This is a genomic window from Shinella sp. JR1-6, assembly GCF_004284735.1.
Taxonomy (GTDB): domain Bacteria; phylum Pseudomonadota; class Alphaproteobacteria; order Rhizobiales; family Rhizobiaceae; genus Shinella.
Genome location: NZ_SHMI01000018.1, coordinates 1 through 16,960, shown reverse-complemented (window position 1 = coordinate 16,960; position 16,960 = coordinate 1). Strand labels below are relative to the sequence as shown.

Sequence of the window (16,960 nt, the reverse complement as noted above, 5' to 3'; positions counted from 1 at the left end):
CCGCCATATAAGTTCAGCTGTAGTTGCAAACAATCCCGGGAGAACCCAAGGTTGGCCGATGATGGCACTTTTGTGAAAAAACGGCATGCCGATGAAAGCGCGTCACAAAGCACAAGCCTACCTCTTACCCGCGGCATCGCTTGAAGCTGGTCTTCATTAAGTCAGCAGAACCGTTGTGGAATTTGGTCCGCCTGGTTTGCGGAGCCGCACCCTTATGTTCATATGATTAGGTGTATTGCGATGCAGGATTTTGACGACTTCTTCAGTGAATGCGATCGTGGCCCCCGGCTTAATCAGTTGGCTGGCTTCTTTACAGAAACCGCTGCCGGGAAAAACGGCATGCCAATTCGCAAGCCAATCGTTGACACGCGGCTATTCCCCAACGACACGCTGCTTCACCGCTTTGTCGATCTCCACGCGCGCCGACAAGGGTTCTTCGACCAGCACTACCATAGCAGCATCCCGTACCGTCTTGAGGAGGAATGCCGTATGGCTCACGCCCTCTTCCGATACGCGCAGCTCAGCCCTACCGATGTACTGCTCTATAGCCTCGGGACGGCCGAAGGTACGATGGCTCGCACCCTGTCGGAATTGAGCAACGGAAAAATTCAATCGCTGTCCTGCAGCCCGAACGAGGAGAACTTCAAGTGCTTCATGGCATTCGGCGAACCATCCAATGCAAACTTCTTCCTCGGGCCATTCCACCGGCTTTCAAAGGATCACCTTCGGTCCGACGAGAAGCTTAGACACTTTGCAGACGGGTTCGATTTCATTCTGGAAGACACGACCTTCCAAATGTACTCGCCGAACCGCAATAAACAGATCGAATTCGTTGCTCACCACTTGAAGAGCGATGGAATCCTTCTCCTTCTCGAGAAATTCCGCGCGTCAAACCCGCGCGACTACCAGACGCGTGAGTCGCAAAAGGATCTCGGGTTTAAAACCCGTTTCTTCCCGGCCGAGGAGATCGAGAGAAAGACCAAAGATGTGCTGACCACAATGCACAACAGCGAGGTGACCTTGGCCGAAATGGCCAACGCGGTCTACGCCCAGTTCAAACATTGCGTCATCACCTGGAACAGCGGCAACTTCTACGGCCTTGCAGCCAGCAACAGCCAGGAAAACCTGTGGCGCTATCTGTCGTTGATGGTCGAACCCGCAATCCCGGCGGAATACGTCTACGAGCCGCAACCCTATACGGAACTTTCAAAGGCGGCGGACGGCTGACGATAACCACCACCGTCAGAACGCAATCTCTTCCTGTGTGCTTGGCGGGCGGGATCACCCCTCGTCCGGCGCTACTCTGAATGCGGAGGCCGGCCGTGAAAAAACCTGAGAACCAATTCATCGCCGAGACATTCGTTTCTGTCGCGGATGCAAAATGCGTTGTCGACCAACTCTGCGCGCGATGCTGCGCCTATTGCCTATCGATCGGCGAAGACGGCGTTGATCGGCTCCTCGCCTTTGAAGACGTCCGCGCAACCCTACGCCCCGCCGGCGGCGGCCTCCTGATGCGTGTTGAAGGCAGGGATCTGGTCCTGTTCTACGGCGTCCGCATGCTGTTGCAAGGGCAGCTCGAAACCGTCGCTACCATTGCGACCACCGCTGTCGAATGGCAGCCATTGAGGGGCAGCCGAGCCTGATCGGCGGCGGGAGGAGGCCCGACTTGTCCCGCAGTTTGCCGGCTATCGCTCAGGGCATCAAGAGGATACTGCCGCTTGAGCGGCCAGACTCCATTCTAACATGGGCCGCGGCGACCTCGTCCAATCGGTATTTTGAGTCGACCTGCGAGACGATACCGGCTTCGATATCACGAAGGGCTGCAATTGCCGTCTCCCGGTGGCGGCCAACATCCGCGCACCAGGCCATGATGCTCGGATGCGCAAGAAACTTTCCAGGCCGCAGATTCTCGACGGCGACGGGCGGGATCGGGCCGGCGGCCTGGCCGATGGTCACCACCACGCCGAAGGGCCGGACGGAATGGATGCTCTTAAGCAGCACATCGCCGCCGATACCATCATAGACGACATCGACACCGTTCCCCTCGGTCAATGCCTTCACCTCCGAGACGAGATCGGCATCCCGACCGACGATAAGATGATTGGCGCCAGCGGCCCGCGCGAGCACAGCCTTCTCCTCAGAACCGACGGTCCCGATCACGACGGCGCCTCGCGCCTTTGCGCCGCGTGTCAGGATCGACCCGAGCCCGCCGGCGGCCGCGTGAACCAGCACCACATCTCCAGCTTTGACCATGAAGGTCTTTTCCAGAAGCATGTGCGCCGTCATGGCCTTGAGGAGAGAACTGGCGGCGGTTTTCATGGAGATGCTATCGGATAGTTTGACGACCCGCTTGGTCTCAATGATCCTCAACGAGGCATAGGCGCCGACCGGTGGGCCGGCATAGGCCACGCGATCGCCCGCCCGGAAGTCCGAAACACCGGAACCGACCGCCTCGACAACGCCCGCCGCTTCCGCGCCGATCACCGCAGGATAGGTCGGTAAGGGGTAGATACCCTTGCGGTGATAGACATCGAGGAAATTCGTGCCGATGGCCTGGTGATGGATGAGGATTTGGCCCTCTCCCGGTTCGGAAACGGATTGCTCCCGGATTTCGAAGCGCCCATGCTCACCGGGCGAAACGAGCAATACGATTTTGTCTGTCATGAACCCATCTCCTTCTTGGAGACACTCTGCCCTGTAGCCTGCTGATCATAAATTCCCTAATCTCACCCAATGACTGGGAAAGAATTCACACAACTGAATTGGGACGATCTGCGGCATTTCATGGCGGTGGCGCAGGCAGGAACATTTCTCGGCGCAGCAAAACGTCTCGGCATCGAGCACGCAACGGTTAGGCGGCGTATTGTGGCGCTCGAAACGAGGCTCGGGCGAAAGCTTATCGATCGTCGTGGCCGAAAGATCGTCCTGACATCCGACGGTGATAAGGTTGCCGAACTCGCTGCCCCGATTGCTCTGCAGGCAGCGAGTATCGAGCAGCTGGGGCGGACCAGCTCGAGCGAACTCCAGGGCGATATCCGTATCAGCGCGCCGCCGGCGCTTTCCAACATGCTGCTTGCCAGGCCCATCGTCGACCTTCGCCGCCAACATCCGGGCATTCAGATCACTCTCGTCGGCGAAAAGCGCTTTGCCTCGCTGAACCGGCGCGAAGCGGATGTCGCCGTCCGTCTATCCCGTCCCGAGGAAGGCGAATACGCGATCATCAAAGTCGGCGCGATCAGCTTCGACTTTTATGCCGCAGAAGAATACCTGGCCTCGACGTCCCCTGAAGACTGGTCGTTCATCGGCTATGACGAGTCGATGAAGGCTGCGCCGCAGCACACCCGCCTGATTGAGTTTGCGGCGGGCCGCCCGATCGCCCTTCGCTCTTCCATGATGGAATTCCAGGCCGCGGCCGCGTTGACCGGCGGGGGTGTCGTCATGCTGCCGGATTTCGCGGTGGAGGGCATGGAAGGCCTTCAGCGCATTGAAAGCGGGTCGCCCCTGACGCGGGAGATCTGGCTCGTCGTTCACTCCGAGATCAAGGATGTCCCCGCGGTGCGCGCTGTTGTGGAGGCGCTGAAGCAGGCATTCCGCCGCTAGACGATATCATGCGCAGTACGGGCAAAAAAATGGGCCATCGGAAACCGTGGCCCATGAAGTGTGGAGATATGAACCTCCAGAGGGGAACAGCTGATGCGGCGGCAATGGGAGGAGAAAACCGCGATGTGCATCAACTGCGAGCATAATGCCCGTTTCCTGGGCGGATGAATATCATCCATTGTGCAATGCAGCTATGCAATTCTCCAGGTGCGACCAGACTTAGCGCCGCATCGTCAACTGACTTGTGCGCGAAACCTCCCGGTTTTGTCGGACGGTCTTCTCCTGCAGCACGCGCGCCTGCTCATGGACTTGTTGCAATGATGCCGCCTGTTCGCGCGTTGCGCCGAGCGATGAGGCGAGCCGCGCGACATTTCCCCCCTTCAGATCTACCTTATCTCCTGGCGATAGACGTCTGTTGATCGCAAGCGTCATCGTCTCAAGCTCACGACGAAGCGACGGTTCGCTGTTCAGGTGACGAACTTGATCCTGACCGTCACTCCTCAAGATCTCCGTCAGCTCAGGTGACGGCGCCGGTATTTCCACGCGCTGCCGCGCCTGCACCTCTCGATGCTGGGTCACGATCTGATGGCGCTCGAAATCCACTGCATGTCCGTAATCCGCGAGCGCCGCCGCAAGCTGCGGCGCATGGGCTTCGGCAGCCTCACGCGCGGGACTTGGGCCGTGCAACCAACCTTTCCCCTCCCCGGCCATGTCCCCGAGACGCCCCTCGCGGACATCCTCGCCGGCGGCCGCACCACTTCGAGCACCACGAATGCTCGCAACCGTCGATGTCACCGCTTGGCTATTGCCGAAGACGAGACGTGACAGGGTTTCGATCTCGGCGCGCTTGTCGGCGAGGCGTGCGGAACCGTGCAGCCTGTCGGCAATTTCATTCTCGGTCAGGTCGGGCAGATCCCGCCCCGGCACGAGGACATTGGAGCGTCTGGTGCTTTGATCTACATCCCACCTTGCACCCAGACTGCGCTCGTTATCAGCGATACCGCGCGCAAACTCCTCGGCCGCGCGCCGGCGCCCGGCGTCAAGCCGCTCATGCCGCGCGGCCTCCACCATGATTTCGTCCATCATGGCCTTTGCCCGCGCCCGGTTATCGAGATCGCCGGTTCGCAGGCGCAGGTTATCCAGCATCGCGCGGAAGGGTTCACCGCGTTGGTCGACGATCGAGGCAGCGATCGCGGTGCGCTCGGCAAGCGCCATGTTCCGTTCCAGGCGCTGGCGGGTGCGGGCGACCGCCGCCGCGAAGCCGGGCTCCACGATATCCGACATGGCAGCGCTCGCGGACATGCGTCCGGATGCGACGTCATTTGCCGCCCGAGCCAGCGTTTTGCGCATGCCGGCAGTCTTCAGCCAGGAATCCACGACCTTCGCCATACGGGACAACCGGTCCGTCCGACCGAACACCTCGCGGTCGATGGCGACCTGGTTGAGCTGGACGTCGAAGTGCTCCGCCAGCCGCCGGCGCTCCCCATTCGGCGTTTCGACCGAGAGGTCGGCCGGCAGGCGATGCGCGGCCGGAAACTCCTGGTTCCCGTGCTTGTCCTGGACCATCGCGCGTGTTGCGACGATCGTACTGTCATCGGGCAAGAGGCCAAGGTCGCGGGCGGTTTCGACGAGTTTCAATACCATGTAACTCTGGGACAGCCGCCCTAGTGCATGCGCCTCGATGTTGCCAATCGGGCGGCGCTCGGCATCGCGCAACGCATTGTCGTAGAGCTCGACGAACATGCCGAGTGCGTCAGCGCGCGTCTGGAAAATCGATCGCCCGCGCCGTGATCCATCATCGCCATCCGCCTCACGCCGCTGCGCGAGCAAATGGTTGACGTCCTCTACGGCTCGTGTCCTGGCGGCCGCTATGCGGTCCTCGGGCGCATGCCGTTCCTCCATGCGGCCGAGAACATGGCTCCAATCATCAGAAAAACGCTGCAACTCGCCGCGCGTCATCGGTCGTGTCTGCTCCCGTTCGAGGGCGCCCCCCGCCTCTGGGGCGCGCATCCAACCGGCCGAGCCTCGCTCATTGTCGTAGAGGATAGTGCCACCGCGCGTTCGAAGCTGGACACGGTCGACGAGGTTTTCCGTCTCGACCTTCTCGAGGCTGACGCGCAATCCGGTGACAGCGGCATCGTGAACGTGCGGCGGCGGAATGCGCGCCGCGTCGCCGGCCTGCAGCATCTCCTCGAAGCGATAGTCGTTGCCCTGCCAGCTTAGCCGTGGATTGACGGCAACCGCTCGCGCCTCGATATCGTAGCCACCGGCGCGCGCCACGCCGATGACGCGGGCGACATTCTCCGGTGTGCGCATCGTCGTCTCGAACACGATATTGACCTTCCGCTCCACGGCGGCCGCCAGCGACTTTTCCGTCCAGCGCCCGGCATCGGCCTGGGTAAACTGCGACGCGGTTTCCGCATCCTGCTTCTGGAATGCGAGGAACTGCGGATGATAGAATCGGAGATCGTCACCGACGATGCGGATCGTCGGCCCCGTTTGATCGAGTTCCGTCTGGCTTGCGATCAGAACCGCCGTCTTAACGGCCCCCGGGTGGCCGCCGAGCAGGATCATCCGCAGCCGCCCCGCCGGCTTCATCGCCTCTGGCAGATAGTCGGGAAGGATGTCCTTGCGGAAAATGCTCTCATTCCTCTCCGGCGAGAGCGGGCCGGATGCCTGATCGCCCGCCATGATCAGAACTCCGCCCAGAACCGGGCGTCGTCCTTCACGCGTGGCCCCCAGAGCGCGATGACGTCCTCGACAGAATCGCGATTGGCGACGGTGATCCTCTGCTGCAGGGCAATCAGCTCACGCCGCCGAGACCGAAGCGCTTCGGCGGCGTCAGGATCCGATCCTTCGAGCTCATAGACACGCGCCGTGACGATGGCACGCGCCTGGTTGAGGATTTCGATGGCGATCTCGGCGCGGACGATCGCGTCGTATGGGGCTTCCTGTTCCGTCATGTTCTTCTCCTTTTCCACATCGTCGAAAGATTCACCGGATGACGCCCCGGCCGCGGTCGATCGCCCGGCGCTGGCGTTCCGCGACTATCTGCTGGCTGTTGCCCATGCGGACTGTCTGCTGCAATATTTTCAGGCGCTCCTGCATCGCCTCGAATGGACGGCGCTGCGCTGGCGACACGCGGTTGATCACGTCCTTCTCACCGCGCAGGATCGCGTCGCGGCCGAACCGCAGATCGAGCGATCGGCTGACACCGGCAAATTCTTCCCAGATACGAGGATCGAGCGACCCGGCTGCGACATTGAGCTTGGCGTCCTTCTTCTTCATTGCCGCCGCAAGCTCGCGCAATGCTTCGTCGGCCGCCGGCGACAGGCCCGGAATTGCCACGCTCATCCGTTGGCGCTCTTCTGTAATTGTCTGGGTCACTGTCGAGAGGGCTGTGGCATAGGACGCGCCCAGCGACCGGACGCGGCTCTCCGCATCGGGCACTGCCTGTAGCGCGTCTTTTCGTTCGCGGCCGACAGCGAGCAATCTGTCCAAGATGCGATCGGACCCGCGCAGAGCACCATAGGCCGCGGGACCGTTGGCAACGGCCGCTGCGATCCGCTCGCCCGAAATGCCCTTGACGATCAGGCTCTCGATCTTGTCGACGGCGCCGGCGGGATCGCGCCAGATGCGTCCGGCCGTATCGACAAGGGCCGCGCGATTGTGGCCGTAGTGGGCAACCTCGGGCGCCCTCACCCGCGCCTCGTCTTCGACCGAGGTCTTGAACTCCGTCACGGCGGCGAGCATTGGCAACACGGCACTCGTCTCCTTCCCCGGCTCGACGCTGGCGCCGGCAACCACCTTTGAGCGATCCTTCTTTTCGGCAAGATGCTGCTCCTCGGCAAAGCGGCGCACGACCTTGAAGAGCCGCGCCAGTTTCTCGCGTCGATCGGAAGCAAGATCGTCCGGCATGCGCTCGACCATGTTGTGCTCGGCAACAGCATCGGCCCTCTCCGTGAAGGCGGACCATCCGAAGCGCCCTGTCAGCGCCTCGTTGACCGCCTTCACCTCCTGGACCAGCAAACGGTCCTCGACGGCATAGGCGAAAGCAGTCTTGTAAGCGTCGGGTCCGCCGCGCTCTCGGACCGCCTCGATTTCGACAAGACGCGCCATGGCCGGTTTCGAGAGCGCGGGAATGGACAGGGACATATGCCCACGCCTCTGTTCCTCGCGAATGCCGAACCGCGCTGCCTGTCTGCGGAATTCCGTCGCATGCCACCGGGCGAGCGGCAGCAGATCCGACAGGGCCGCCATCGCTGCATTCCGTTCGTCCCGCGCGGCGCGACCGTCCACCAGATGCTCCGCCCCCTGCAGGCGGCCTAGACGCTGAGGCGTCGCGGCAAGATCTTCCGCAAGGCGGCGCGGCTCCATGCCTGCATTCGACGCCAGCACGTTCAGCCTGGCCAGCGCGCCGTCAGGGTCGCGATAGATTTTCTCCAGAACCGGGCGAAGAATGACCTCCCGCTCCTTCCATCGATCCGAGGCCAGTTGCGCCCGGCGGGCTTCCTCCTCGATGCTACGGGCAAATCGCGTCGTCGGCGGAATAAGGTATGGTCGATCCTCGGGAATTCGCGGCGCGACGGTTTCCGAACGCTCCTCATTGTAGGAGACTCTCTTCTCCCGTTCGATCGTGAAGCCGAGCGCCACGCTGGCGCGCTCCCAGAGCTTCGCCACCTGTTCCCGCTTTTCCGCAAGCCAGGCCAACCGCCGCCCGGCCCCCTCCTCCATCCCGGCCGCGACCTCGGCAACCAAGTCGATACCGCGGCGCCGGGCAAAATCGCGGGCATGCGCCTGGTAGCCAGCCTCGCTCTCGAAATCGAGCGTCGTGGTCTTCGCGCCCGAACGGCCGAGACGCTCGACCATCTGCTTGAACAAGTCCGGCCGATGGTTTTCGCGCTCGATCCGTTCCTGGCGAGCATCGGCCGATTCCTTCAGCTCTGCCGTCCAGACATTGCGGTGAACTTCGCGTTTCTCCGTTCGCTTCTCGCCCGTCTCCGGATCGGTGACGGTGACATCGACCTTGACCGTCTCGACGCCATCCTTGCGGAGCGTGACCGTGTCGCCTTCCGAAACGCCGCCCTTCTCCAGCGCCTTCGGCAGGCTCACGCCCCAGACACGATGGACCGTTCCGTCATCCGTGCGGACATCGGCATAGGGGCTTTCGTCCGCATCCTCATCGTCCGGCCGGAACTTCGCCTCGCCCGTCTCCACAAGCTCACCGGTGACGCCGGCGGCGTGATCGGCGCGCGGCTTTCGTCCCCATTTCGGCCTCGGCTCGAAATCCTCGCGCGCCGCATAGAGCGTTGCCTGATCGCGATGGCGGGTCATCGACACATAGGTCAGGTGCTGGTCCATCATGCCGGTGGCGAGCACGAAGGTCCGGTCGACAGTGGCGCCCTGGGACTTGTGGATCGTCGCGGCATAGCCATGGTCGATATTGCAACAGCTGTCCTCACTGATGACGACGTCGCGACCGCTGTCGAGACGAACCGAGAGCAACGGACCACCACGCAGGTCGCCGGTCGCAACAACCGTTCCGAGCATGCCGTTCTTCACATATTGCGGTCCGAGACGCCGCGCGCGCGGTTCGAGGAAGCGGGCATTTGCGAGGAAGATGATGCGATCGCCGGCGGCGAACTCCCGAACCCCGCGCTCTGTCCGGAATTCGCGTGCGGCGGTAAGCGCGCCGGCAGCGTTCATCACGCCGCGCAGCGATTCATTGAGACGCTTCACATCCTCGTTGGTCTGCGCAAGCACCAACATCTCGTCGCCCCGCAGACGGCCGTCGTGACCTTCCACGCGCGACCGCGCGACGACCTGTTCTCGCGCCGCCCTCCAATCCGCCACGATCCGTTCGACGACTTCGACGCGCTGCTCGGTCTCGACGATCCGTCCTCGCTGGGCATAGGCATCCAGCCCCTCCTCAACCTTGCCACGCGCGAAGAGACGCGAGGCATCGCGCGCCCAAGCTTCGCGCTGCCGGCGGACACCGGCAAGTTCGGCGGACCCGATCCGCTCCGATATCGCCCGGAAAGCCGCACCCGCCTGGATCGGCTGTAGCTGCATGGCGTCGCCGACCAGGACCACCTTCGCGCCGGCATCTTCGACCGCCTCCAACACACGCGCCATCTGCTGCGATGACACCATGCCGGCCTCATCGATGACGAAGACATTGCCGCGCTCCAGGAGATCGCGCCCGTTCTCCCAGGCCAGTTCCCACGATGCGAGCGTCCGCGACTTGATGCCGGAGCTGTCCTCCAGCCCTTCGGCCGCCTTGCCGGCAAGAGCTGCGCCGAAGACGCGATGACCTTCACCTTCCCAGGCAACCCGCGCGGCGGCAAGCAGCGTCGACTTGCCGGCCCCGGCGAGACCGAGGACGGCCGCGATCGCATTATCACCGGTGACATGACGAACCGCCCCGGCCTGCTCTGGATCGAAGTTGAACGCCTTTTCCGGATCGGCGGTTTCGACCTGACGCACGGCTGCGGCGACCTTCACGTCGGCGATACCGAAGCCAGTACGCTTCGACAGGACTTCTGCCGACTGCGCCATGTCATATTCGATGCGCAGGATCTCGCGCGTGGTGAAGATTGCCGGCTCCGCCACCTTGCCGGTCTGCCGATCCACCTGCTGCGGCCTCAACAGAACGAGATCGTCGGACGACATCAGGCGCGCGCGAATGTTCACGAAATCCGTGGGGTCATCGACATAGCGATGCAGCGCCTTGGCGATATCCCTCTCATCGAAGGTGGACCGTTCGTTGGCGAGCTGCTTCAGCAGAAGCTCGGGATCGGCGAGCAGGCGGTCGGCCATATCCTGCCGCCGGGCCAGATCTGCCGGCGCGAAATACATCTCGACGCCCTTGCGCGCGAGCGCGGCTTTTTCCGGGCCGAGATGTTTCTGGGCAATGCCATCGAGGCCCTGCTCGGCATAGGAGCGCCCGTCCAGACGGATGTCATGGCCGGCGAGCGCAAGGTGCCGATTGGCCGTTTCCGCCCAACCGATCTTCCAGGCCTTCATCGTCTCCTTGTCGCCGGCCCAGAGCTTGTAGACGATCTTGCCGTTCGGCCGGTCCGGCGTGACGACGCGCAGCGGCTCACCGTCTTCGCCGAGCACCGGCACCTTCTTCGGCCGGAAACCCTCGTCCGTCAGGGGTCGCAGCGCCGTCATCAGATGGATGTGGGGATTGCCGTCCTTATCGTGATAGACCCAGTCGGCGATCATGCCTTGCGAGGTCAGATTGTCCCGGACGAATTCCTGCACGAGGGCGATGTTCTCCGCCCGCGTCAGCTCCTCGGGGAGCGCAATGATCAACTCGCGGGCAAGCTGTGCGTCCGCTCGCACCTCAAAGGCCTCCACGGCATTCCACAGCGCCTCGCTCGTGCCCGCGACGCTCTTTCTTTCGATCGCGATCCGCAGCCAGGCCGGAACCTTGTCCGGTAGCGCCAGCTCCTCATGCTTCAATTCGGCCGCGCCGCCGCGATAGCTGAAGGAGGTGCCGGCCTGTTCGTCCATCATGCGAGCGCGATGACGGTAAGCGGCGGCCGAGACGATGCTGCGTCCCGCTCCCCTGCTGATTACCTGCGCTCTGACGAACATGATCGCCACTGCCGTCTCCTGATCTCCCAAGCACGTCGCGCCAGCGACGTATATTGCGCCCTCAAACCGATCGGACCTCAGGTCCGATGCCGCTTTTCCGGAAGACGGCCCAGGCCGGAATTCCGGCATCGACATTTTGGGGACTTGCGCAAGGTAGCGCATTTTACTATCGTTTTCTAGTCAGTATAAATAAACAACAGCGATATTGCTTGAAGAGAGGGAACCTGGTAAATGGCCGCCAAGTCGTCAATTCTGGATATCGATACGCAGATCGAGAAGCTTCGAGAGCGTCGAAAAACGCTGATAGTTAAATCAGCTGATCGCTTCTCCCGCGCGGCAATGAAGTCGGGTCTGGCGGAGATGGAGATCGACGACGAGGAGGTCGATCGCATCGTCGAAGAGATCGCCGCGCGATTTCGCAAAGCGGAGAAGAAAGGGGCTGGTGACGCAGCTGCTTCGCCGCGTGGACAGCCAGGTGGCGGGGCTGGAGCGACGACGGAGATTCCTTATGACGGCTGATCGCAAGAAGGAAACTCGCGAGAAATTCCTGCTGGGCGGGATCGTCGTCCGGGCCGGACTGTCGAAGGTCGACCGGGCGTTTCTGCTCGGCGGGCTCATCGAACTGGCGCGCGTCGGGTCCGGTTCGCCGGAATATCGTCGGCTGCGGGATGTCGGCGAGGAAGCCTTCAAGGCTCCCGTGCTCGATGGCGGCCGACCGATGCTGGAGGCAGCCGAATGACGACGATGGCCAAACCACATCCAAGCCTCTTGCTCGTCATGGTGCCGATCGTCGTCACGGCCTTCGCTGTCTATGTCGTTGGATGGCGATGGCCGTCGCTCGCCGTCGGCATGTCGGAGAAAACGGCATACTGGTTCTTGCGCGCCGAGCCGCTGCCGGCGTTTTTGCTCGGGCCGCTCGCCGGTCTTTTAACCGTCTGGGCTTTGCCACTTCATCTGCGAAGGCCGATTGCCGTGGCGAGCCTCCTCAGCTTTCTGATCGTTGCAGGCTTCTACGGCCTGCGGGAATTCGCGCGGCTTTCGCCTTTCGTGAAGAGCGGCGTGCTGTCCTGGGATGGGGCGCTTTCCTATCTCGATAGGATCGCAGTGGGCGCGGGCATTGTCGGCTTCATTGCGGTAGCGGTCTCGGCGCGCATCTCAACGGTCGTGCCCGAACAGGTGAAGCGCGCCAAGCGCGGGATCTTCGGCGGCGCGAACTGGCTATCGATGGCCGCGGCCGGAAAACTCTTCCCACCCGATGGCGAGATCGTCATCGGCGAACGTTATCGGGTCGACAAGGACATCGTCTGCGATGTGCCTTTCGATCCCTATGATCGGTCGACATGGGGCAAGGGCGGAACCGCGCCGCTCCTCACCTACAAGCTGAACTTCGACTCCACCCATATGCTGTTCTTCTCGGGCTCAGGCGGGTTCAAGACCGTGAGCAACGTGGTCCCGACCACATTGCTTTACAGCGGCCCACTGATCTGCCTCGATCCTTCCACCGAGATCGCGCCGATGGTGGTGGAGCATCGCACCCGTGCACTCGGCCGGAAGGTCATGGTGCTCGATCCCATGAACCCGGTCATGGGGTTCAATGTGCTCAATTTCATCGAAACGTCGCGCAAGAAGGAAGAGGATATCGTCGGTGTCGCGCATATGTTGCTGTCGGAGAGCGTGCGCATCGACACATCCACCGGCTCCTATTTCCAGAACCAGGCGCACAATCTTCTAACGGGCCTGCTCGCCCATGTCATGCTGTCGCCGGAATACGAGGGGCGTCGCAATCTGCGCAGCTTGCGGCAGATCGTTTCCGAGCCGGAGCCCTCCGTGCTCGCCATGCTCCGCGACATTCAGGAGCATTCCACCTCCGCCTTCATCCGCGAAACCTTGGGCGTCTTCACCAACATGACCGAGCAGACGTTCTCGGGCGTCTACTCGACGGCATCGAAGGATACGCAGTGGCTGTCCCTCGATGGATATGCCGCGCTCGTTTGCGGCAACGCCTTCAAGCCGAGCGATCTCGTTAGCGGCGAGAAGGACGTTTTCCTGAACCTGCCTGGTGACATCCTGCAGTCCTATCCTGGCATCGGCCGTGTGATCATAGGCGCACTGCTCAAGGCGATGGTTCAGGCCGACGGCGGGTTCACGCGACGTGCGCTTTTCATGCTCGACGAGGTGGACCTACTCGGCTACATGCGGGCGCTCGAGGAAGCGCGCGATCGCGGCCGCAAGCATGGCGTCACCATGATGCTGCTCTACCAATCGGTCGGCCAATTGGAGCATCACTTCGGCAAGAACGGTGCGACATCGTGGATTGAGGGATGTGCTTTTGCGAGCTATGCCGCCATCAAGTCGATTGAAACGGCAAAGAACGTTTCGGCGTTGTGCGGCGTGATGACCATAGAGGTCAAAGGAGATTCGCGTGACGTCAGCTTCGCCACGAAGAACGGCTCGCCGCGAAAGTCAGAAAACATCTCCTATCAAGCGCGACCGTTGATCCTGCCGCATGAGGTCACGCAGACCATGCGCCAGGATGAGCAGATCATCATCGTTCAGGGCCGTAGCCCGATCCGGTGCGGGCGCGCGATGTATTTCCGTCGGAAAGACATGAACAAGGCGGCGAAGCCCAATCGATTTGCCAAGCGTTATCGCTGATCACAACAACGCACCGGTGCGCCGGTTCGGAACTGCGTTATCGACCGAGAGGGCGATAGCGCTCAGCCGGGTCCGTTTCGCCCGGAGGTGTGATCCAGTCGACGAACTTCGAATACACCATGGAAACGCCGACGAAGCCGGCGGCCATCAGGAGGAAAACCCAAAATGGCATTCCGTTGGCTGCCTCGGGTTTGACGAAAGCGACGAAGGCGACCAGCGGCATGATGAGGCCGCTCAGCATCAGCACGTTGACGACCGGCCGGAGCAGGGAGAGGACGGAATAGGCGAGACACCCGGCGCAATAGAGCACGCCGCGGACGATTGTGATGGCCAGCGTGGCGATCAACAGAACGGCGTGTCGCAGCAAACGAAGCAGCGGGTTGCTTTTCGCAGCCTGTGCACTCGCTTCGTCGATGGGTTGCTCTTCGATCTCATCATGCCGACATCCTCACGCTGGAAGGGCGCGGCAAGCAAAGATCGGCGGGGAGCGTGAGGGACAACCCCTTGCGGCGAGGCGGCCGGTCGATCCGGCCGTTTCGCCCCGCTAGAGTGAGCGTCACCGAAGGCCGGGCCGGCTCGGGGGAGCCACTTTAGAAGATAAGCGCCTGTTATCGTTGAGCAATCCGATGAAAGGGGCTTTCTTCGCCAGAAATCCTCCCCGCTTTTGAAGTCCGCTACATCTGAATGTGGAGTCGAACTCAATGCGTCCGCTTCGCCGCAGCAGCTAGGCCGACGACATCAACCTGATCTCGGCTCGCCTCTCCCGCTTCGTCCTTTTCTTGTATCTCCCGTTCTGCCTGGAGCCAGTGCCCAAGCGATCGGCCATCCAACGACCCTTCGCACTGCCAGAGTTCGAAGGCTCGCTCCTTGATGCGTCTCTCGCGTTCGTCGTCCATGATCAGCCGAGCCCAAAGAAGGACAGGACGGCGATCACGACTACGACCAGACCGACAAGATAAATAATATTATTCATAATGCGTCTCCGTTTCTGTTCGGGGTCAAACGTGCCCGCCGCCATTCTTGTTCCCGTCGACTGGAACCACCGCGATCCGTAGTCGTTCCTGATGCCCCACAGGAGGACGCACAATGGCAATTGAGAACGCACCGACGGAGAAGGGCAAGGAAGGCGCCCGTGGCCTCCACAAGGCCGCACGAGCCGAAGAGCGCGAGGTTGAAGCTGAAAAGGGATCGGAGCTCGCAAAGGGCGCGGATCGCGTTGAGGAGCGCTCCAGGAGCTCTGACGGCAAGAGTGCTGGCGAGAAGCAGCGTTAAGTCGATGGGGCCGCCCGGCAGCTGCCGGGCGGCCCTCTCAATGCGACTTACCAGGTCTGGCGATTATACCAGTCGTCAACGTCCCGCGTCGCACGATCCTTTTCGTAGCCGTAGCGCTCCTGGATCTTGCCCTCGAGCTGGTCGCGCTTACCTTCGATGACGTCCAGATCGTCGTCAGTGAGTTTACCCCACTGCTCCTTGATCTTGCCCTTGACCTGCTTCCAGTTTCCTTCGACACGGTTCCAGTCCATCTTGCTCTCCTCGTTTAGGATAGTGATGGATAGGAAACGCGCAGCCGGCGGAATTGATCCCTGATCAAGCATTCATTAATGGCGGCGTAGAGGGGCCGGAGCGGTGCCAAAGAGGCGAAAGCGCCTGTACGGGCATTCCTGCCTCAAGGCACGCCGAGACGAATGCCTCGCGTGCAACCGTCGCCGGCGTCCGGAGCTGAAGGGCGGCACGGCATCTTTCACAGGCACGCTTGTAGCGATCGCCGGAGCGTAGTGGCCATTCATTTTCTAGGAAGTCGAGAGCGTCATGGACGCCTTGGAACAAACGGCTCGTCCCATTCGTGACCGTGACGGAGATAGGGGTCGCAAAGTAGATTTCTGCCAGCATCGATAATCCTCCTTCCAAAAGCTACCCTGGCGCCGAACGATATCGAAATCGCGTGCGGATTTTTCAAGGGTGCCGTTGGCTGCCGTACGAACTGCGATCCGGATCAAAGGTTCCGCGCGGCCGAGACGAATAAGAACGACCTAAATAAGAGAAGCGCTAGATGATCCGCTCGACTTGCAATTGTCGCATTGCGAGAGCACACTTCCTTGTACTGGCAGCCGATTATCAGGGCGCTGTCGGCTGTGAGGTGGCACCTTTCGCCCCGAACGAGAAAGGGAGTTCGCTATGGATCTCCCAAAAACCTTATCTCAGGCAGGAATATTAGAACCCGACGATCTCGCGATCATGCGAGATGTAATTGCGCGCTTGAAAAAGAATATGGACCGCGACCTCGATGCGGTTGCTCTTACTGTCATCCGGCTCTTTCAGGAAGAGCCGGGCGACGCTGAGCACCTTTGGAAACGCTGTCAGCCCCTCGTGGGCTGACGCATTGGGAGTTTAGGGTTGGCGCGGGAATGGGCCGACCCGATAGCCGCCGACCTTGTGCCGGCTGCGGAATTGCTCCTTGGGAAGAGGCGGTAGCCGTCACTCGTCCGGTGGCGCAACACCGCCCTCTGCAATACGAACCCCGTCCGGAGAGATGAACTCCGCGAACCGCCACCGGCCGTTCTCGTCCGGAGCACCTTGCTCAAGTGCCGCCTGAATAGCATCCATTGTAGATTTTTTTGCGTCGGCGCCGTTTTCGATCCGGGTGATCGTGTTTGCGGTAACTCCGGCCCGCTCTGCTAGCTCCCGAACGCCCCACCCAAGGCCAGCCCGCGCCATCTTCATGGTAGTTGCGCGCATTATTTTTTGTACCTCGTCGCAATCAATGTTAACAATGTACAAATACAGTACGACAAACGCAACAGGAAGGACCACCAGCAATGGCCACCACGACGCACGACACAATTACGGACAGAAGGCTCGAACCGCGCAGGCTGCGTCCGAGAAGACAACCGCCGCACTTCCCCTATGACCGGGCCGGCGCCACCGAGATTCCACGCATGGCAGCTCTCGCTGAACAACTGCAGACCAGCATGCTCGAACTGCAGCCCATGCCCGATGAGGCTATGGACGGCATCAACAACGCTCATACGGCCGTCGTGGAGGCGCTCGCCGTCGCGCCGGTCACTAAGTCCAGTGAGCTTGCCGATAAGCTGCGTGTGCT

18 protein-coding genes are annotated in these 16,960 nt (G+C 61.6%); 9 read left to right on the top strand and 9 right to left on the bottom strand.

The features are described from left to right. Positions 1-240 precede the first annotated feature (240 nt). Together EXZ48_RS24440 and EXZ48_RS24435 are read left to right on the top strand one after the other, a co-directional pair. Complete coding sequence (locus tag EXZ48_RS24440) at positions 241-1,227, top strand: class I SAM-dependent methyltransferase (RefSeq protein WP_130518948.1); 987 nt, start codon at positions 241-243, stop codon at positions 1,225-1,227. A 95-nt stretch (positions 1,228-1,322) separates the two neighbouring features. Continuing rightward, positions 1,323-1,643, top strand: a complete 321-nt coding sequence (locus EXZ48_RS24435; protein WP_130518946.1) for a hypothetical protein — start codon at positions 1,323-1,325, stop codon at positions 1,641-1,643. A gap of 49 nt (positions 1,644-1,692) precedes the next feature. Here EXZ48_RS24435 and EXZ48_RS24430 read toward each other — a convergent pair whose 3' ends face one another. Beyond that, positions 1,693-2,664 carry a quinone oxidoreductase gene (locus tag EXZ48_RS24430; RefSeq protein WP_130518944.1) on the bottom strand — a complete coding sequence of 324 codons (972 nt, stop codon included), beginning with the start codon at positions 2,662-2,664 and terminating at the stop codon, positions 1,693-1,695. 69 nt (positions 2,665-2,733) lie between these two features. On the opposite strand from EXZ48_RS24430, the gene EXZ48_RS24425 reads away from it, so the two are divergent. Beyond that, a complete protein-coding gene (locus EXZ48_RS24425) occupies positions 2,734-3,600 on the top strand; it encodes a LysR family transcriptional regulator (RefSeq protein ID WP_130518942.1) in 867 nt (288 codons plus the stop codon). A 219-nt stretch (positions 3,601-3,819) separates the two neighbouring features. Here EXZ48_RS24425 and EXZ48_RS24420 read toward each other — a convergent pair whose 3' ends face one another. Genes EXZ48_RS24420 through traA form a run of 3 tightly spaced genes read right to left on the bottom strand, consistent with a single transcriptional unit; the run spans position 3,820 to position 11,214 of the window. Continuing rightward, entirely contained in the window at positions 3,820-6,291 is a 2,472-nt protein-coding gene (locus EXZ48_RS24420) for a zeta toxin family protein (RefSeq protein WP_130518940.1), read from the bottom strand. Positions 6,292-6,293: 2 nt separating this feature from the next. Continuing rightward, entirely contained in the window at positions 6,294-6,563 is a 270-nt protein-coding gene (locus EXZ48_RS24415) for a hypothetical protein (RefSeq protein WP_130518938.1), read from the bottom strand. Positions 6,564-6,594: 31 nt separating this feature from the next. Continuing rightward, a complete protein-coding gene (traA, locus tag EXZ48_RS24410; RefSeq protein WP_130518936.1) occupies positions 6,595-11,214 on the bottom strand; it encodes a Ti-type conjugative transfer relaxase TraA in 4,620 nt (1,539 codons plus the stop codon). Between the two features lie 222 nt (positions 11,215-11,436). Here traA and EXZ48_RS24405 point away from each other — a divergent pair, with 222 nt between their 5' ends. The 3 genes from EXZ48_RS24405 to traG are packed head-to-tail and all read left to right on the top strand — an operon-like array spanning position 11,437 to position 13,860. Continuing rightward, positions 11,437-11,724, top strand: a complete 288-nt coding sequence (locus EXZ48_RS24405) for a TraC family protein (RefSeq protein ID WP_130518934.1) — start codon at positions 11,437-11,439, stop codon at positions 11,722-11,724. After that, entirely contained in the window at positions 11,714-11,944 is a 231-nt protein-coding gene (locus tag EXZ48_RS24400) for a conjugal transfer protein TraD (RefSeq protein ID WP_023515110.1), read from the top strand. Before EXZ48_RS24405 ends, EXZ48_RS24400 begins: the two co-directional genes overlap by 11 nt. Beyond that, entirely contained in the window at positions 11,941-13,860 is a 1,920-nt protein-coding gene (traG, locus tag EXZ48_RS24395) for a Ti-type conjugative transfer system protein TraG (protein ID WP_130518932.1), read from the top strand. The genes EXZ48_RS24400 and traG overlap by 4 nt, the downstream gene beginning before the upstream one ends. Positions 13,861-13,897: 37 nt before the next feature. Here traG and EXZ48_RS24390 read toward each other — a convergent pair whose 3' ends face one another. Next, entirely contained in the window at positions 13,898-14,206 is a 309-nt protein-coding gene (locus EXZ48_RS24390; RefSeq protein ID WP_130518930.1) for a hypothetical protein, read from the bottom strand. Between the two features lie 352 nt (positions 14,207-14,558). Beyond that, entirely contained in the window at positions 14,559-14,756 is a 198-nt protein-coding gene (locus EXZ48_RS24385; RefSeq protein WP_130518928.1) for a DUF2934 domain-containing protein, read from the bottom strand. A 190-nt stretch (positions 14,757-14,946) separates the two neighbouring features. On the opposite strand from EXZ48_RS24385, the gene EXZ48_RS24380 reads away from it, so the two are divergent. After that, positions 14,947-15,132, top strand: a complete 186-nt coding sequence (locus tag EXZ48_RS24380) for a hypothetical protein (protein WP_050746518.1) — start codon at positions 14,947-14,949, stop codon at positions 15,130-15,132. A gap of 47 nt (positions 15,133-15,179) precedes the next feature. Here EXZ48_RS24380 and EXZ48_RS24375 read toward each other — a convergent pair whose 3' ends face one another. Then, entirely contained in the window at positions 15,180-15,383 is a 204-nt protein-coding gene (locus tag EXZ48_RS24375; RefSeq protein WP_023517627.1) for a CsbD family protein, read from the bottom strand. 64 nt (positions 15,384-15,447) lie between these two features. Further along, positions 15,448-15,750, bottom strand: coding sequence for a DUF982 domain-containing protein (locus EXZ48_RS24370; RefSeq protein ID WP_130518926.1), 303 nt, complete (start codon positions 15,748-15,750; stop codon positions 15,448-15,450). A 285-nt stretch (positions 15,751-16,035) separates the two neighbouring features. Between EXZ48_RS24370 and EXZ48_RS24365 the strand changes: the two genes are divergently transcribed. Continuing rightward, on the top strand, positions 16,036-16,236 hold the full coding sequence (locus EXZ48_RS24365; RefSeq protein WP_130518924.1) for a hypothetical protein: 201 nt from the start codon (positions 16,036-16,038) through the stop codon (positions 16,234-16,236). A gap of 99 nt (positions 16,237-16,335) precedes the next feature. Here the strand turns inward: EXZ48_RS24365 and EXZ48_RS24360 are convergent, their stop codons facing one another. Further along, the gene (locus EXZ48_RS24360; RefSeq protein ID WP_245462349.1) at positions 16,336-16,671 is read right to left on the bottom strand and encodes a helix-turn-helix transcriptional regulator; all 336 of its coding nucleotides are present in this window, start codon (positions 16,669-16,671) and stop codon (positions 16,336-16,338) included. A 5-nt stretch (positions 16,672-16,676) separates the two neighbouring features. Between EXZ48_RS24360 and EXZ48_RS24355 the strand changes: the two genes are divergently transcribed. After that, positions 16,677-16,960 (top strand): hypothetical protein (locus EXZ48_RS24355; RefSeq protein WP_130518922.1); only part of this gene is annotated, 284 nt, incomplete at its 3' end.

Bases quoted from the DNA above. Each gene is read 5' to 3' on its own strand.
- EXZ48_RS24440 (WP_130518948.1), top strand. From the start codon at position 241: ATGCAGGATTTTGACGACTTCTTCAGTGAATGCGATCGTGGCCCCCGG.
- EXZ48_RS24430 (WP_130518944.1), bottom strand. From the start codon at position 2,664: ATGACAGACAAAATCGTATTGCTCGTTTCGCCCGGTGAGCATGGGCGC.
- EXZ48_RS24425 (WP_130518942.1), top strand. From the start codon at position 2,734: ATGACTGGGAAAGAATTCACACAACTGAATTGGGACGATCTGCGGCAT.
- EXZ48_RS24420 (WP_130518940.1), bottom strand. From the start codon at position 6,291: ATGGCGGGCGATCAGGCATCCGGCCCGCTCTCGCCGGAGAGGAATGAG.
- EXZ48_RS24415 (WP_130518938.1), bottom strand. From the start codon at position 6,563: ATGACGGAACAGGAAGCCCCATACGACGCGATCGTCCGCGCCGAGATC.
- EXZ48_RS24405 (WP_130518934.1), top strand. From the start codon at position 11,437: ATGGCCGCCAAGTCGTCAATTCTGGATATCGATACGCAGATCGAGAAG.
- EXZ48_RS24400 (WP_023515110.1), top strand. From the start codon at position 11,714: ATGACGGCTGATCGCAAGAAGGAAACTCGCGAGAAATTCCTGCTGGGC.
- traG (WP_130518932.1), top strand. From the start codon at position 11,941: ATGACGACGATGGCCAAACCACATCCAAGCCTCTTGCTCGTCATGGTG.
- EXZ48_RS24385 (WP_130518928.1), bottom strand. From the start codon at position 14,756: ATGGACGACGAACGCGAGAGACGCATCAAGGAGCGAGCCTTCGAACTC.
- EXZ48_RS24380 (WP_050746518.1), top strand. From the start codon at position 14,947: ATGGCAATTGAGAACGCACCGACGGAGAAGGGCAAGGAAGGCGCCCGT.
- EXZ48_RS24375 (WP_023517627.1), bottom strand. From the start codon at position 15,383: ATGGACTGGAACCGTGTCGAAGGAAACTGGAAGCAGGTCAAGGGCAAG.
- EXZ48_RS24370 (WP_130518926.1), bottom strand. From the start codon at position 15,750: ATGCTGGCAGAAATCTACTTTGCGACCCCTATCTCCGTCACGGTCACG.
- EXZ48_RS24365 (WP_130518924.1), top strand. From the start codon at position 16,036: ATGGATCTCCCAAAAACCTTATCTCAGGCAGGAATATTAGAACCCGAC.